Annotated in this window: 14 protein-coding genes; 10 read left to right on the top strand and 4 right to left on the bottom strand. The window is 63.5% G+C overall.

Translation table 11 applies throughout. From position 1 onward, the window contains the following. Positions 1–121 precede the first annotated feature (121 nt). Genes G4G27_RS05320 through G4G27_RS05310 form a run of 3 tightly spaced genes read right to left on the bottom strand, consistent with a single transcriptional unit; the run spans position 122 to position 2,941 of the window. Positions 122–1,246, bottom strand: coding sequence for a glycosidase (locus tag G4G27_RS05320; RefSeq protein ID WP_183112382.1), 1,125 nt, complete (start codon positions 1,244–1,246; stop codon positions 122–124). Further along, positions 1,243–2,001, bottom strand: coding sequence for an SDR family oxidoreductase (locus G4G27_RS05315; RefSeq protein WP_183112381.1), 759 nt, complete (start codon positions 1,999–2,001; stop codon positions 1,243–1,245). Before G4G27_RS05315 ends, G4G27_RS05320 begins: the two co-directional genes overlap by 4 nt. A 34-nt stretch (positions 2,002–2,035) precedes the next feature. Beyond that, positions 2,036–2,941 (bottom strand): alpha/beta hydrolase, encoded by a 906-nt coding sequence (locus tag G4G27_RS05310; protein WP_183112380.1) that lies wholly within the window; start codon positions 2,939–2,941, stop codon positions 2,036–2,038. Positions 2,942–2,978: 37 nt separating this feature from the next. Here G4G27_RS05310 and G4G27_RS05305 point away from each other — a divergent pair, with 37 nt between their 5' ends. From G4G27_RS05305 to G4G27_RS05290, 4 genes are all read left to right on the top strand, one after another. Next, positions 2,979–4,343 (top strand): protein adenylyltransferase SelO family protein, encoded by a 1,365-nt coding sequence (locus G4G27_RS05305; protein WP_183112379.1) that lies wholly within the window; start codon positions 2,979–2,981, stop codon positions 4,341–4,343. Positions 4,344–4,526: 183 nt separating this feature from the next. Further along, positions 4,527–5,942: a succinylglutamate-semialdehyde dehydrogenase gene (gene astD, locus G4G27_RS05300; RefSeq protein ID WP_183112378.1), complete on the top strand. Its 1,416-nt coding sequence runs from the start codon at positions 4,527–4,529 to the stop codon at positions 5,940–5,942. Between the two features lie 186 nt (positions 5,943–6,128). Beyond that, on the top strand, positions 6,129–6,281 hold the full coding sequence (locus tag G4G27_RS05295; RefSeq protein WP_183112377.1) for a hypothetical protein: 153 nt from the start codon (positions 6,129–6,131) through the stop codon (positions 6,279–6,281). A 92-nt stretch (positions 6,282–6,373) separates the two neighbouring features. Beyond that, positions 6,374–7,849, top strand: coding sequence for an asparagine synthase (locus tag G4G27_RS05290; protein WP_183112376.1), 1,476 nt, complete (start codon positions 6,374–6,376; stop codon positions 7,847–7,849). 287 nt (positions 7,850–8,136) lie between these two features. On the opposite strand, the gene G4G27_RS05285 is transcribed toward G4G27_RS05290, so the two are convergent. Next, complete coding sequence (locus G4G27_RS05285; protein WP_183112375.1) at positions 8,137–8,346, bottom strand: hypothetical protein; 210 nt, start codon at positions 8,344–8,346, stop codon at positions 8,137–8,139. Between the two features lie 1,403 nt (positions 8,347–9,749). On the opposite strand from G4G27_RS05285, the gene G4G27_RS05280 reads away from it, so the two are divergent. From G4G27_RS05280 to G4G27_RS05255, 6 genes are all read left to right on the top strand, one after another. Then, positions 9,750–10,427 (top strand): peptidylprolyl isomerase, encoded by a 678-nt coding sequence (locus G4G27_RS05280; RefSeq protein WP_183112374.1) that lies wholly within the window; start codon positions 9,750–9,752, stop codon positions 10,425–10,427. 103 nt (positions 10,428–10,530) lie between these two features. Continuing rightward, a complete protein-coding gene (gene cobA, locus G4G27_RS05275) occupies positions 10,531–11,322 on the top strand; it encodes a uroporphyrinogen-III C-methyltransferase (protein ID WP_183112373.1) in 792 nt (263 codons plus the stop codon). After that, entirely contained in the window at positions 11,319–11,615 is a 297-nt protein-coding gene (locus G4G27_RS05270) for a DUF2849 domain-containing protein (protein WP_183112372.1), read from the top strand. Before cobA ends, G4G27_RS05270 begins: the two co-directional genes overlap by 4 nt. Before the next feature lies 1 nt (position 11,616). Next, positions 11,617–13,248 (top strand): nitrite/sulfite reductase, encoded by a 1,632-nt coding sequence (locus G4G27_RS05265; RefSeq protein WP_183112371.1) that lies wholly within the window; start codon positions 11,617–11,619, stop codon positions 13,246–13,248. Next, a complete protein-coding gene (locus tag G4G27_RS05260; protein ID WP_183112370.1) occupies positions 13,241–13,666 on the top strand; it encodes a DUF934 domain-containing protein in 426 nt (141 codons plus the stop codon). Before G4G27_RS05265 ends, G4G27_RS05260 begins: the two co-directional genes overlap by 8 nt. After that, positions 13,659–14,414, top strand: coding sequence for a phosphoadenylyl-sulfate reductase (locus G4G27_RS05255; protein WP_183112369.1), 756 nt, complete (start codon positions 13,659–13,661; stop codon positions 14,412–14,414). Before G4G27_RS05260 ends, G4G27_RS05255 begins: the two co-directional genes overlap by 8 nt. The last annotated feature ends 11 nt before the right edge of the window (positions 14,415–14,425 follow it).

Genomic DNA, 14,425 nt, shown 5'->3' with positions numbered 1-14,425 from the left:
GAGCCCCCGCCCCCTTCGTCATGCCGGACTTGTTCCGGCATCCACCGTGCCGCGCATCATCAACCATCGATCATGCGCGGCACCGTGGACCCCGGAACAAGTCCGGGGTGACGGCCGGTGTTCACGCAAACACATCCTTCGCCACATGCGTGATGCGGCACGCGAGGTCAGCCTCGCCGCTCGCCACGATATAATGATCGCCGGCATCGACGATCCCGGTGGTGAACACGACATTGTCGAGATACATCAGATCCTTGATCGGGTCGGTCAGCATCGCCTTGGGTTCGATCAGCGCGCCATGGCTGGTGGCCAACACCAGGCTGGGATCGTCGCGATCGAGCAGCGACCAATAAGTGCGGTAAATGCCGACCACGCCCAGCGGCTCGACCCCGTGCCACAGGCTGAGCCAGCCCTTGTCGGTCAGAACCGGCGGCGCCCCGCCGCCCATCCGCGCCGTCGCCAGGGTCGCCGCGTGCGGGCGGATGCCGGGTTTGTCGTGCGGTTTCCAGTGTAGCGCATCAGGTGAGGTGGCGAGATTGATCGACGGCCCCGCACGCCATTCGCTACCCGGCGGGTAAGCGAAATAAAGATCGCCAAGCGGCCGTGTCTGCGCCCAGTATTTGCCGCCGACCAGGCCTTCGAAAATCAGCATGTCCTTGTTCTGATGATCAAGCACGATGCCCTCGAGTTGCCAGTCGAGCGCGTTGTCCGAGGTATAGAGCGTGGTCGAATGCCGTTCCGGGCTGACCGAACAGGTGGTCATCAGCCAGCGGTCGCCGACCTTGCTGATCCGCGCATCCTCCACGCCATAGCATTGGTACGGCGCGCGCGGCACAATCGCGCGATCGTAATGGACACCCACGACTTTCGTGCCGTCGGCCGACAGCTCGACCGGCAACAGCCAGGACAGCGAGGTCAACGCCATCACCTTCCACCCCGCCTCGCGCATCATGAATTTGCGCGGGTCGGATGTATCGACGAAATTGAGCGGCCATTGGTCGAGCAGGTAGCGCTCGTCCTCCCAGCGAATGGCGTGGATATGCTGGCCGCGGATCGGCGTGCGCAACGCCTCCGCAACGCGCACCATCAGTAGCAAATTACCGTTGGGCAACCGCGTCATGCCCGGGTTGAACGCGCCAAGCACATGGGTTTCGGCGTCGACCTTGCCCGCCAGCGGCGAGCGCGACAGATCGACGTCGCGCGGATCGAAGACCAAGCCGTCAAAGATTGGAGGGGCGAAACTCATTCGCCCTCGCTCCGTTTCGGCACCACGACCATCTGCTGCACCACGGTGCGGCGCGGTTGGGTTAGCGCGAAATGCACCGCGACCGCGATATCCTCCGAGCGCAGCATGGTTTCCTCGCGCACCATCTTCTTCTGCTCCTCGGCGTCGATGTCGGGATAGTGGAAATCGGCCTGGGTCTTGCCGGGCTCGATCAGGCTGACACGGATATCCTTGTCGCCAAGCTCGCGGCGCAATGCCTCCGCGAACCCGGCGATGCCCGCCTTCATGCCGGCATAGATGGTCGATCCCGGCCCGAGAACATGCGCCGACATCGATCCGATCAGGACGATATCGCCCGCCCCGCCGAACCGATCCACCGCGGCATGCGCGCTGAGCAGATAGGCGGTGAAGTCGGTCGCGATCTGGTAACGGAGATCCTGCACGCTCGTCTCCGACAGCGCTGCTGCCGGAATGGCGGCATTGACCACCACGACATCGAGCCCGCCGAGCCAGCTCACCGCATCGGCGAAATAACGCGTCACATTGTCGGGCTGGGCCAGGTCGATCGCCGTACCCGACCCTTCACCGACCTCATTGATCCGCTTCAGCGCGTCATCGAGATGTTCGGGCGTCCGGCCGCAAATATGCACGCGCGCGCCTTCCGATGCGAGCAGCACGGCGATCGCGCGGCCGATCCCGGTTGTGCCGCCGGTAATGATGATCCGCTTGTCCTTCAGCGAAGTGACGGCGGTATGGGCGTCGGTGATATCGGTCATGCAATTCTCCCGTAGGTGTCGGGAGGACAAGCGTTCAGGCTCGCGCCGGTTCCATCGCCACCCGGCCGAGCAACCGGTCGATCGCCGCCCGCACTTCGGGCTCGTCAAGCGTTGGCGCATGGCCGATTCCGGGCATTGTGAGCAGTTCGGCACCCGCCAGCACCTCCGCCATGCGCGTCGCGGTCTTCGCCGCGAACACGTCGGAGCGTTCGCCGCGCACGATCAGCGCCGGCACGCCCTGCAGCTGGTTCAGCGCGAGCCACATGTCCGGCCCCGCTTCATTGCCCGGCACGCGGAACGGTTCGGCGATCTTCATGTCGTAATCGAGTACGATCCGCCCCGCGCTGTTGAGCCGGTAGAGCCGCTTGGCCATCGCCAGCCAATCCTCGATATCGTAATCGGGATAGACGTCGCCATTGCCGTCGGCGACCGCGCGCGCGGCATGCATCCAGGTCGGCCAGGTCTGCGACTTGCCGACATAGTTGCGGATTCGCGACAGGCCCGCCGTATCGATTTCCGGCCCGACATCGTTGAGCAGCACACCGGCGATTTGCGCCCGCGCGGTGCCCGCGAGCAACATCGAAACGATCCCGCCGAGCGATGTGCCGAACGCGACATAACGATCGACGCCCAGCTCGCCGAGCAACGCCTCCACATCCTGCACGTACGTCAGCGGGACATAGGTCATCGGATCCTTGGCATAACCGCTCTCGCCGCGCCCGCGCAGGTCGACGGTGATGACGCGCCATTCACCGGCCAGATGGTCGGCGAGATTGGCGTAATCGCGCCCGTTGCGCGTCAGCCCGGGCAGGCACAGGATCGGCGGCCGGCCCTCACGCCCCGCCCCCTCTTGCGCGGGGCCCTCTTGTGCAGGGTAGTCGCGATAATGCAGCCTGATCCCGTCATTCGACCACCAATATCGATTTTCATAAGCGGTCATGGTTGCGTCCTGCGGTTCGGAACCACCATATCGCTGCATGGCAGCATCCCCGCAAGCATATCGACCCGAACGCGCGATCCTCGACCTGGGGGAGGCGTTTTACGATCCCGTCATGGCGGCGGACTTCCCGGAGACGCGATTGCGCTTCCGCAACGACCGGGCGGCGCGCCAAGTCGGGCTGGACGGCCTGAACGATGCCGAATGGCTCGCGCATTTCGGCCGGTTCGAGCCGCTTCGGGGCAGCCTCGATCAGCCGCTCGCCTTGCGTTATCACGGCCATCAGTTCCGCGTGTACAATCCCGACATCGGCGACGGCCGCGGTTTCCTGTTCGCGCAGCTGCGCGACGATCGCGACCGGCTGATGGATCTTGCCACCAAGGGCAGCGGCCAGACGCCGTGGAGCCGCTTCGGCGATGGCCGTCTGACGCTGAAAGGCGGCGTGCGCGAGATTCTCGCCACCGAAATGCTCGAGGCCCTTGGGGTCGAGACATCGCGCACCTTCTCGCTGATCGAAACCGGCGAAGCGCTCGAACGCGGCGACGAACCCTCCCCCACGCGCTCGGCGGTGATGGTCCGGCTCAGCCATGGCCATATCCGCATCGGCACTTTTCAGCGCCTGGCTTGCCACCGTGATGCGGAGAATATGCAGCGGTTGATCGCCTATGTGCTGCGCCATTATTTCAACGAGGAACCGGGCGAAGACGGCGCAGTCCGCCTGCTCGCCCATGTCGTGCGCGGTACCGCGAAACTCGCCGCGAGCTATATGGCGGCGGGCTTCGTGCACGGCGTGCTTAACAGCGACAATATCAACGTCACCGCGGAAAGCTTCGATTACGGCCCGTGGCGGTTCGCGCCGAACTGGGACCCGGGCTTTACCGCCGCCTATTTCGATCATGCCGGGCTCTACGCCTTTGGCCGCCAGCCCGAGGCGATCCATTGGGACGCGATGCAGCTCGCCGTGTCGCTCCGCGCGGTGAGCGAGGCGGAACCGCTGATCGCGGTGCTCGACGACTTTGGCGAACTCTATCAGCCCGCGGTGTCCGGCGCGATCCTGTGGCGCCTCGGTCTGCGCCCGCGCGACCCGGAAAGCGACCGCGCGGTGGTCCAGGCGGTCGAGCGCGGCCTGCGCGGCGCGGATGCGTCGATCGACCGGTTCTTCTTCGACGCGTTCGGCGGCAAAGTGCCGGAGAGTTATGGTCCGGCGTTCGACGACGCGCGCGCGATCCTGGCGGGTTACGAACCAAGATCGGACCGGTCACATCCTTATTGGCAAGGACAGCCCTGTTCGATGCTGATCGATGAGGTCGAGGCGATCTGGAGCGCGATCGACCAGCGCGACGATTGGGCACCGCTCGAAGCCAAAATTGTAGCGATCCGGGACATGGGCGAAGCACTGGAATAACCCCTCTCCCATCGGGAGAGGGAGGGGCCCGCTGCGCAGCAGTGGGAGGGTGAGGGCGACCCGAGACCGGAAGCCCAGAACACCCTCACCCTCCCGTCGCTTCGCTCCTCCTTCCCTCCCCCATCGGGAGAGGGACATTCACCCCAGTGGATTCCCCCGAAAAACTAAGGCAAAGCACCCATAATGGCGGGCACCGAAATCATCTCCACCGAACCGGCGACCGGCGCGATCCTGTGGCGGCGGGAAATCGGCGATGTCGATGCCGAAGTCGCGCTGGCCCGCGCCAGCTGGGCTGCCTGGGCCGCACGGCCGCTCGCCTACCGGATCGAGGCACTACGCCGCTTCGGCAATGTCGTGCGCGCCAGGGCCGACGCCTTTGGCGACCTGATCGCGCGTGAGACCGGCAAGCCGCTCTGGGAAGCGCGCAACGAGGTCGAATCGGTCATCGCCAAGGTCAATATCTCGATCAGCGCCTATGCCGAACGCACCGCGCAGCGCCGTATCGATGCGCCGATGGGCAGCCGCATGGCAGTGCGCCATAAACCGCACGGCGTGCTCGCGGTGCTCGGCCCGTATAATTTCCCCGCGCATTTGCCCAACGGGCATATCGTGCCCGCGCTGCTCGCCGGCAACGCGGTGGTGTTCAAGCCGTCGGAAAAGACCCCGGCGAGCGGCGCCTTCCTGGTCGATTGCTTCCACGCCGCGGGCGTTCCGGAAGGATGCATCCGCGTCGTGATCGGCGGGCCGGAGGAAGGAAAAGCGCTCGCCGCGCACCCCGATATCGACGGCCTGTTATTCACGGGTTCCGCGCGCACCGGCATCGCGCTCAACCGCGCCTTTGCCAACCGGCCGGAAAAGATCCTCGCGCTGGAAATGGGTGGCAACAACCCGATCATCGTATGGGAATCGCCCGACCTTCATTCGACCGCGGCGCTGATCGTGCAGTCCGCCTTCACCACGGCCGGCCAGCGCTGCACCGCCGCGCGCCGCCTGATCGTCGACGATCGCGTCTATGACGCGGTGGTCGAGCAAGTGAACAAGCTGACTGGCAAGCTGATCGTCGGCGAACCGCATGCGACCCCCGCCCCGTTCATGGGCTGCGTGATCGACAATGATTCCGCCGACATGCTGACCGAGAGTTTCCTCGAACTGATGATGCGCGGCGGCCGCCCGATCCGCCACCCCGAACGCCTGATCGAGGGCCGCCCCTTCCTCACCCCCGGCCTGATCGACACGACCGAGATGAAGGACCGCCCCGACATCGAATTGTTCGGCCCGATCCTGCAGGTGATCCGCGCCAAGACCTTCGACGACGCGATCGCCGAGGCGAACAACACGCGCTACGGCCTGTCGGCCTCGCTGATCAGCCAGAACCCGGCGCTCTACGACCGCTTCTGGGCCAATGCCCGCGCCGGCATAGTCAACTGGAACAAACCGACCAACGGCGCGAGTTCCGGCGCCCCGTTCGGCGGCATCGGCTGGTCGGGCAATCACCGGCCCAGCGCCTATTATGCGGCGGATTATTGCGCTTATCCGGTGGTGAGTAGCGAAGCGGATCAGGCGCGGGCGAGTATTGGGGTGGGGTTGCGGGACGGGTAGCGCAAACGCTGTCCGGATCCGGCTATTGCGTGGCTGAATTCGTGCATCGCCTGGCATTTTCGTCGACAACGCCGGTTCGCCGCGCCGCATGGCCGGTTCATCGCGATGCTGCCAAAGTGGAGCTAACATTCGTTGCCTAAGTCCCTGCCGGACCATAGCCTCATCCATCCAACGAGGAGAGAGACAATGAAAGCAGTCGACTCAAAAACCTTGCAGAATCAATTGGAATCACTGGACAAGGCGATCGTCAACGGTGTGCCGAAAGAAGGCATCACCGTGGCGCGCAAGACTCCGTTCGAGCCTTGGGATGCGGTCTTCGGCGGACGCGGCGCCGGCTGATCCAATCAACGCGGCCGATCCATATGCTGACGGCCGGGATCGATTTTTCGCACTTGCGCGCTCCCGTCGAGATCATCGACGGGAGCGTTGTTTTGGGTGGGTCGCGCGTTACCCCATTCGCACACCGGCTGCTGCGCGCGCTGGTGATCGATACCGACACGAAAATTGCCATTGCCTGCCTGGAACGGTTCCGCGGCGATCCGCACGGCATCGACCATGTCTGCCCGGGCAATGACCAGGCGCTTGCCGATCGGCTGAACAGCATTCGGTCGCACTTGCTCGACTGGTCGATCCTGACCATCGACCGCGTCCGCGGCGCCGTATCCTATGAAACCTCGCTGATTCATTCGGCCCCGGTCTATCTGCGTAACCATGCCGGCCGCCTGACGATCGACTGGGATTGCACCCGGCTGCTGCGGGGCACGGGTGCGCCGATCGACTGGCCGGCGACCATGGCGCAGATCGCAGGGCTGATGTCCTATACGCCGCGCACCATGGTCGCGGGCCTGTACCGCTCGATCGCCGGCGCGACCCTCACCGCGCGCGGCGACACGATCGACACGCATATGGCGCCCCCGATGGGCATGCCGGGCGCGCAAAGCCTGTCCGAGCAGGCCTCGGCCGAGACCTTGTTGTTCGATACGGTGAAGGCACTGCTCGCCGCGCGCGATATCGACCCGCAGCGCACCGCGATCGAACTCAGCGGCGGCATGGATTCGGCGCTGATCGCGCTTGCCGCCGCCGATGTGCTTGGCCCGGGCGTGCTCAGTTACGGTGCCGAATTCAGCGGCGCGATGGGCGCGGCGCAACACGGCCGGCGCGAACGTCTGTGCCGACATGGCGGGTTCGAGGATGTCGTGTTGCCAGCGGGCCGCTTCCTCCCGTTTGGCCCGCGCAGCGCACGTCGCGACCGCTTCGGCGTCTGGCCGCAGGACGAAAGCTATCCGGAGATTTTCGAGGCGTTTTTCGACCTGCTTGCCCGTGCCGGGGTGGACACGCTGACCAGCGGCTTTGGCGGCGATGAACTCTATGCCGTCTATAGCGACGAAACCACCGACACCGACGACCGCGCGCTGGAGGATCACCCGTATCTCACCGCACGCGGCCGCGCACTGGCCCGTAAAGGCGGCGCGCCGGGATCGCAGGGCGTGGTGGCCGACACCAGCTGGCTCTCCGCCGCCGGCCGCTCGCAACGCCTGCTGCGCCAGGGAATCTGGCCGATCTATCCCTATATCAACCCGATACTGGCGCGCTTCGTCGCCAGCCTCCCTTGGGAGTATCGCCGCGATCGCATGCTGCTGCGCCGGACCCTGACCGCCCGGCTGGGCGATCCGGTGTTCGAGCAGGATTATGTGAAGGAGAGTTTCCGCGAGGTTGCGGTGCGGGGGATCGCCGAGAACCGTGAGTATCTGCTGACAATGTTGGCGAGGTCGCCCGTGCTGGATCCGGAACTTGTCGACCGCGACCGGGTGCTGGCGGCGCTTGATGGGGATATCGAAGCGCTGCCTTCCGAGGCGTTCGGGCTGCTGTTCCTTGTGCTGACGACGTGTTGCTTTTTTGACGAATAAGAACGGCGTGTGAGGCCGATATCCTGGCAGTATTCCGTGGGCAAAGCTGACGCCTCTCCTTCTTCACCCCATGCTAATTCAGCTACGCCACGTCACCGTCACCCCCGGCGCTTTACGACCGCTTCTGGGCCAATGCCCGCGCCGGCATCGTCAACAGGAACAAACCGACCAACGGCGCGAGCTCCGGCGCGCCGTTCGGCGGCATCGGCTGGCCACCGAAAACGGGGGTGTTGCACTTCAAAATTGACACCGCGGTAACTCGATCTTCCTCGCTATCTAATAGCACACTATTCTGTTTTACGAATCTTGCGCCAACCCCAGAGAGCAATACGGCATCCCAAAAACGGGACGCAAACAACCATCGCTGCAATTAAGAGAGAGCTAATTGCCGGAGTGTTGGTTTTAAGATCGCCGTATTTATATATAAAAATAGCAGCAACAATGGTAAAAATAAGTATTATAGTTGAAATATCTGAAAAAATACTTTTCCCAATCATGGAGCTTACCCTTTAGCTCGTGGCAGTCAACAGTTAATCCAGGGGCCCTTGCCCGCATTGTGCAATATTATTAGTAGCTCCGGCGAGATCTATCATAATTCCAATGGCTGTGGCTACATAAAATCCCCTAGTAAGCGTGCCCCTAGAGACATTTCTAGCTGTAACGCGACGTCTGCCGTCGTTAGCAAGGTCGATAAGTACTGGTAAGGCCCCAAGCGGCAGCGCTTTCAAGGTACTACTCTTCATGGTTCCCCACCGAATATTGCCACAGTAGGCATTGTCCTTAACTCTCTTCGTTTCAGCGGCCACCAACCTCCTCCGACGCTCCTCTCGATCGCTGCGATCGGATCTGTCATTCGTGAGATAAGCTGGCGTAGAGCTAAAATAAGTTACGGTGACAGTCCACTTTTCTCATTCTTAGGCATAGCAGCGGCAAGCGCCCGATCAGCCCCCACTATTCGTCCGATACACCGATCCGCGCACCCAACGCCGCCGCCAAAAAGAGCATTGAATCAACCTGCGGGTCTCAGGTCAAGCTTTGTCAACGACGCCAACTCGCCGAGAGAGATCTATCGCCAACCTTTCTTTTAGTCATTACAGTCGCAATCAGAACCCAGAGCATGACAGCGGCGAAGATAATGCAATCAGCTTCCAACCTCAAAACGACAATGATCCCTCGATCAGACAAATAGTCGAAAAAAAAAGAAGTTGCGCCCGACATAACAATTACAGCTACGCTGCGGTAGAACGGCTTATCCTGTGCATGCGGTATTTCCCCATGCCGATGCTCCAAAATTACAAACTACGTGACAGCGTCAAGCAACGCGCGCGCTCGACCATGGCCAATCCACGGCGCGATGCCGACTTCCGCGCTGGCACAAGATGAAAATTCCGGACAGCACATTTTATCGCGTTCGATTCGGACATCGACGATACTCACAGGCAGATCACATTCGATATGTCTTAGCAATTGATATATAACAGGTTTATTGCAACCATCCGGCGCTGGGGTATGCAACATTATGGTGTCCCATATCTCACCAATCCTCCCGCATTGCCCCCAAACGCATCGATTAACATCGCTCCCGGATGTTGGCATCCCCGCTCTCTAAGCGCTCGCTCTGCACGTCACGGGCGAACGGTCCATTCGACGGATCGGTTCAATCGCGCAGACCGGAACAAGGAAACGCCAAATTGAGCAGACCATGATCTCCACCCCCGGATTTTCCCGATATTCCCGTAAGCACGCCGCAAAACTCCCCTGCGGCGCCGCCAATTTTCCCGTAGAAACTCCCGTAAATTCCCGTGGCCCGTTCGAAAAAGCGACTTCCCGTAACCGCTCCCGTAACGACGGGAATTCGCACCCCCTTGGGCGCGCGCGCGTCTTCCCCTATCTAACCCCAATGCGCTTTATCCGTTTTATCGCCCTCGCCCTTGCCGCCCTCCTCGTCACCGGCCCGCTCCCCCTTCAATCGGTCTTCGCAAAGCCCGCAAACAAGGCGCCCCGCCCCGCCGCCGGGATCGTGCGCGTACGCATGCTCACCGCCGAGGGGCCGATCATTCTCGCGCTCGACACGCGCCGCGCGCCGGTGACCAGTGCCAATTTCCTCGCTTATGTCGATGACGGGCGCTTCGACGGCGCGGTGATCTATCGTTCGGCGCGCAGCCGCAACGCGCAGCAATATGGCTTTATCCAGGGCGGCATCCGCACCGATGCGCGCCGCATCCTGCCGCCGTTCAAGCATGAGCGCACCGACCAAACCGGGATCAAGCACCTCGACGGCACCATATCGATGGCGCGGCGCACCGAACCCGGTTCGGCCGGCGGCAATTTCTTCATCACCGTCGGCGCATTGCCCAGTTTCGACGCAAAGGGTGATTTCCCCGGTTATGCCGCGTTCGGCCGGGTCGTCGGCGGCATGGACACGGTCAAGCGCATCCTCGCCCGGGCGACCGGCGGCGGCATGCGCGGGCAGATGCTGCTCAAATCGGTTCCGGTGGTCAACGCCCGGCGGCTCGATGGCCCGGCCAGGCCGACCGGGCTGGTCAAGCCCTGGCTGATCGACCGCAAGAAGAAATAGGCGTGGGCGTGCCCCCTTCACTCATGCGGGCGCAAAGTTTCCCTACCCCCGCCAAAAGCAAGCGTCGGTTGCCATGCGCGGGCCATGCGACCATCTGACAGCGATGGCCACTCTCCTCGATCCCACCGCGCGCGGGCGCGTCATTCTGGTCGGTGCGGGGCCCGGCGATCCCGGGCTGCTCACCGTGCGCGCCGTCGCGGCGCTGAAATCTGCCGACATCGTCGTGCATGACGGGCTGATCGATCCGCGCGTGCTCGACATCGCGCCGCCACAGGCACTGCGCATCTCGGTCGCCAAGCGCCGCGCGCGCCATACCTTGCCGCAGGAAGCGATCAATGCACTGATCATCGCACATGTGAAGACCGGCGCGATCGTCGTGCGGCTGAAGGGCGGCGATCCGTTCATCTTCGGCCGCGGCGGCGAAGAGGTCGAGGCGGTTCGCGCCGCCGGCCTGCCGGTCGAGGTCATTCCCGGCGTCTCCGCCGCGCTCGGTTGCGCCGCCGAAGCGATGCTGCCGCTCACGCACCGCGACCATAGCAGCGCGGTCAGCTTCGTTGCCGGCCAGTGCAAGGGCCTGGCCGATCAGGACTGGTCGGGGCTCGCCGGCAAGGGCCGCACTTTGGTCATCTATATGGGTGTCGCGACCGCCGCCGATATCGCCGACAAGCTGATGCGCGACGGCGTTGCCCCGGAGATGCCGGTCGCGGTGCTCGAACGCGGCACGCTGAAAGGCGCCCGCGCGATCCGGACCTTGCTCGCCGATCTCGGCTCGATGGTCGAGCGGGAGAAGGTCGCCAGCCCGGCGATCATCGTCGTCGGCGAAGTCGTCGATCTCTCGGATGCCGAGGACAAGCTCGGCCGCTGGGCGCGCGTCGCCGAAGGAAGCTTTGCATGAAATTGCTGACTGGAAACGACCTGCCGACCGGCGATGTGATCTGGTGGACCGGTGAGAGCTGGTCGCGTCACGTCGAGGACGCCGCCGACGTCACCGATCAGGGCGAGAGCATCGCTCGGGCCGAGGAAGGCGCGCGCCGCGTCAACGCCGCTTATGTGATCGACGCGACCGCCACGCCCGAGGGGCCCCGTCCCGCGCATATCAAGGACCGTGTGCGCGCGCTCGGCCCGACCGTGCGCCCCGATCTGACATTGAAGCCCGCCGATCCGCAGGCGGGAAGCTGGGTAATCTGAGATGTATAAGTACGACACTTACGATCAGGCGATCGTCGATTCCCGCGTCGAGGAATTCCGCGACCAGGTGAAGCGCCGTCTCGCCGGTCAGATCACTGAGGACCAGTTCAAGCCGCTACGGCTGATGAACGGCCTGTATCTGCAGCTGCACGCCTATATGCTGCGCGTCGCGGTGCCTTATGGCACGCTCGACGGGCGCCAGATGCGCATGCTCGGTCATATCGCGCGCAAATATGATCGCGGTTACGGCCATTTCACCACGCGGCAGAACATCCAGTATAACTGGATCAAGCTGGAGGACGCGCCCGACATCCTCGCCGATCTCGCCACGGTCGAAATGCATGCGATCCAGACCAGCGGCAATTGCATCCGCAACATCTCGTCCGACCAATATGCCGGCGCCGCCGCGGACGAAGTCACCGATCCGCGCGTCTGGGCCGAGCTGCTGCGCCAGTGGAGCACGTTCCATCCGGAATTCAGCTATCTGCCGCGCAAGTTCAAGATCGCGGTGATCGCCGCGGATGAAGATCGCGCGGCGATGCGGCTGCACGATATCGGCATCCAATTGATCGAGCGTGACGGGCAACTTGGCGGGCGCGTGTTCGTCGGCGGCGGCATGGGCCGCACGCCGATGGTCGCGCCGGAGATCAAGGACTTCATCACCGCCGCCGACCTACTCAGCTATGTCGAGGCGTGCCTGCGCGTCTACAATCGCTATGGCCGGCGCGACAATATCTACAAGGCGCGGATCAAGATCCTGATCCACGAACTCGGCGCCGACGAATATCGCCGCCAGGTCGAGGAAGAGTTCGCTCTGGTCAAGGCGCTCGGCATCGATCCGCCCCAGGCCGAGTTCGACCGTATCAGCGCGTTCTTTGCCCCACCCGCTTTCGTTGCGGATGACGGCGTGGCTGCCGACCGCAGCGATCCCGACTTCGCGGTGTGGCTCGACCAGAACGTCAAGCCGCACAAGCAGCCGGGCTATGCGATCGTCAATATCAGCCTGAAACCGACCGCTGGCATTCCGGGCGACGCCAGCGCCGACCAGATCGACCTGATGGCCGATCTCGCCGAGCGTTATTCGTTCGATGAACTGCGCGTCACGCATGCGCAGAACATCGTCCTGCCGCATGTCCGCACCGCCGATCTCTACACCGTGTGGCAAGCGCTCGACGCGGCCGGCCTGGCACCCGCCAATCTCGACCTGATCAGCGACATCATCGCTTGCCCCGGTCTGGATTATTGCAGCCTCGCCAATGCCCGCTCGATCCCGATCGCGCAGAAGATCGCGGAGCGTTTCGCCGATCTCGGGCGGCAGCGCGAACTGGGCGAACTGAAGCTCAAGATCAGCGGCTGCATCAATGCCTGCGGCCATCATCATGCCGGCCACATCGGCATTCTCGGCGTCGACAAGAAAGGCACCGAGAATTACCAGCTGCTGCTCGGCGGCTCGGGCGCGGAGGATGCCAGCCTGGCGCGCATCACCGGCCCCGGTTTTGACGAAGACGGCATCGTCGATGCGGTCGAGAAAGTGACCAATGTCTACCTGGCGTCGCGCGAGGATGGCGAACGCTTCCTCGACACCTATCGCCGCGTCGGCCTCGATCCGTTCAAGGAGGCGCTTTATGGATAATCTCCTCCGCTTCCGCGACGACGCCGCACACGACGAACCCGCCGTGACGCTTGAGGCGTTCCTCGGCCAGACCAACGCCACCGCGGTGCGCATCGAGGCCGGTGATGACGCCCGCGCGCTGATCCCGCATCTCGGCCAGATCGGTCTGGTCGAAATCAGCTTCCCGTCTTTCCGCGACGGGCGCGGCTATTCGGCCGCGCGCATCCTGCGCGAGGCCGGCTATACCGGCGAGCTGCGCGCGCAAGGCGACGTGCTGGTCGATCAATTGCTTTACATGCGCCGCTGCGGCTTCGACAGCTTCGCACCCGAGGCGGAGATCGACGCGGCGACTGCCCAGGCATCGCTCGCGCGTTACAAGCAATTCTACCAGACCGCTGCCGACGGCGCGGTGCCGGTATGGAAGCTGCGGCATGGGTGAAGCCGTGCGCAAACTCGACCTGATCGACGTGACGCCCTTCACCAAGGCGGACGCGGCGGCAATGAACGCGCGCTTCGCCGGCGTGTCGACACGCGCCATGCTCGAGGAACTGCTCACCGGCGAGTTGCTCGGCCGCGTCGCTGCGGTATCATCGTTCGGCGCCGAGAGCGCGGTGCTGCTCCATTTGATCGCGAGTATCGACCGCGATATCCCGGTAATCTTCGTCAACACGCAGAAGATCTTCGGCGAGACGCTCGCCTATCGCGATACGCTGTCCGAACAGCTCGGCTTCACCGATCTGCGCGTCTTCCGTCCCGACCCACGCCTGCTTGCCGCGAAGGACAAGACGGGCTTACGCTGGTCCTACGATCCCGATGGCTGTTGCGATCTGCGCAAGGTCGAGCCGCTACGCCGCGCGCTCGCGCCGTTCGATGCCTGGGTGTCGGGGCGCAAGGGTTTCCAGGCCGGCACGCGCATCGCCATGCCGCGCTTCGAGGAGGATGAAGGCCGGCTCAAGCTCAATCCCCTAGCGGATTGGGATAAGGACGCGCTCAACGCCTATTTCGACGAGCATCAGCTGCCGCATCATCCGCTCGAGGCGGAAGGGTATCCGTCGATCGGCTGCGCGCCCTGCACCAGCAAGGTCCAGCCGGGCGAAGACCCGCGTGCGGGGCGCTGGCGCGGCTGGGAAAAGGTCGAATGCGGCATCCACGTCGCTGAAAAACCAGGCGAAGAGCCGGTTTTCTGAGAACTTTAGAG

Origin of the sequence: Sphingomonas sp. So64.6b, from assembly GCF_014171475.1 — a bacterium.
Taxonomy (GTDB): Bacteria; Pseudomonadota; Alphaproteobacteria; order Sphingomonadales; family Sphingomonadaceae; genus Sphingomonas; species Sphingomonas alpina_A.
Note: the sequence above shows the minus strand (reverse complement) of the source record. Positions and strands in the feature narration are given on the sequence as shown.